Here is a 1836-nt window from a genome sequence, read left to right on the forward strand (position 1 = left end):
GAGGCCGAAGGCCTCCTTGGCCAGCACCACGCGCGGATCGGCGCGCCAGCCAGCGGCGGCGGAGCAGTCCACCTTGGCACCGAGGATGTCTTCCAGGGCCTGCAGGCCGCGGCCGAATTCGGCGCCCAGGCGCTCCAGGCTCCAGCTGCCGGTATGGGCCTGCCAGGCATGGTGGTCCCAGGCGTGCAGCCCGACCTCGTGGCCCCGGGCGCGGGTCTCGCGCATCAGGTGACCGAGGTCGCGGCCGATGGGGCGACCTGGCCAGGCGGTGCCGGCCAGCAGGATGTCCCAGCCATAGAGGCTGGCGGCCTTGGAGCGGAGCATCTTCCACAGGAAGGTGGGCTTCACCAGGCGCCAGAGATGGCGCCCCATGTTGTCCGGCCCGACGCTGAAGAAGAAGGTGGCCTTGACTCCGGCTTCGTCCAGCAGGTCGAGCAGCCGCGGCACCCCTTCGCGGGTGCCGCGATAGGTGTCCACGTCGATGCGCAGGCTGGCCGGAATCAAGGGTTTCATCAGGCCTCCCGCTGCGCCATGGCTTCGCGCAGGAAGAAGTCCAGCGTCTTGCCGACGGTGGCGGCCATGGCGGTGCTCGGCTGCCAGTCGATCAGGCGGCGGGCGTTCTCCACGCTGGGCTTGCGGTGGGCCACGTCCTGGTAGCCGTCGCCATAGAAGCTCTTGCTCTCCACCTCGCGGAAGCCAGCGAAGGGCGGGAATTCATGGCGCAGCGGATGGGCCTCGAACTGGGCCAGCAGCTCTTCGGCCAGCTCGCGGATGCTCGCTTCGTTGTCCGGATTGCCGATGTTGATGATCTGGCCGTCGCAGCGACCGCCCTGGTTCTCGATGATGCGGAACAGCGCCTCGATGCCGTCGTCGACGTCAGTGAAGCAGCGCTTCTGGGCGCCGCCGTCGACCAGCTTGATCGGGGTGCCTTCCACCAGGTTGAGGATCAGCTGGGTGATGGCGCGGGAGCTGCCGATGCGCGCCGAGTCCAGACGATCCAGACGCGGACCCATCCAGTTGAACGGGCGGAACAGGGTGAATTTCAGGCCCTTGGCGCCGTAGGCCCAGATGACCCGGTCGAGCAGCTGCTTGGAGACCGAGTAGATCCAGCGCTGCTTGTTGATCGGGCCGACCACCAGGTTGGAGCGGTCTTCGTCGAAGCGCTCGTCCTGGCACATGCCGTACACCTCGGAGGTGGACGGGAAGATCACGCGCTTTCCGTACTTCACGCAGTGGCGAACGATCTTGAGGTTTTCCTCGAAGTCCAGTTCGAACACGCGCAGCGGATTGCGGGTGTATTCGATGGGGGTGGCGATGGCCACCAGCGGCAGCACCACGTCGCACTTCTTGATGTGGTATTCCAGCCACTCGGTGTGGATGGAGATGTCGCCTTCCACATAGTGGAAATTCGGATTGACCTTGAGCCGCTCGATGGCGTCGGAGCCAATGTCCAGGCCATAGACCTCGTACTCGCCGTCGGCCAGCAGGCGTTCGGAGAGGTGGTTGCCGATGAAGCCGTTGACGCCGAGGATCAGCACCCGGGTGCGGCGCTTGGCGCGGCGATCCTGGCGGTGCAGGCGGGCACCGGCCACCAGGCCGGCTTCGCGGGCCAGTTGCGGACCGGACAGATAGAGGCCGTTGTCGCCCAGCTGGCCGGCCTGAATTTCCAGGACGCCTTCGCCACAGGCGATGCGCAGCGGCTCCAGGCTCAGCACGCTGCCGGGGGCCTGGTCATGGGCTTCCTGGCGCGCCTGGGCGCTCCAGACGATCAGCTTGCGATCACCGATCCAGCCGAAGGCGCCCGGATAGGGTTGGGTCACGGCGCGCACCAGGTTG

General features: G+C 66.8%; 2 protein-coding genes. Both read right to left on the bottom strand.

Going from position 1 to position 1836, the window contains the following annotated elements:
• On the bottom strand, positions 1-504 hold a 504-nt coding region (locus tag PVZ72_RS00400), incomplete at its 3' end, for a polysaccharide deacetylase family protein (RefSeq protein ID WP_273860908.1).
• An 8-nt stretch (positions 505-512) separates the two neighbouring features.
• Positions 513-1836 (bottom strand): bifunctional UDP-4-amino-4-deoxy-L-arabinose formyltransferase/UDP-glucuronic acid oxidase ArnA (gene arnA / locus PVZ72_RS00405; RefSeq protein WP_273860907.1); only part of this gene is annotated, 1324 nt, incomplete at its 5' end.

Source organism: Pseudomonas sp. LA5 (assembly GCF_028640825.1).
Classification (GTDB): domain Bacteria; phylum Pseudomonadota; class Gammaproteobacteria; order Pseudomonadales; family Pseudomonadaceae; genus Chryseomonas; species Chryseomonas aestiva.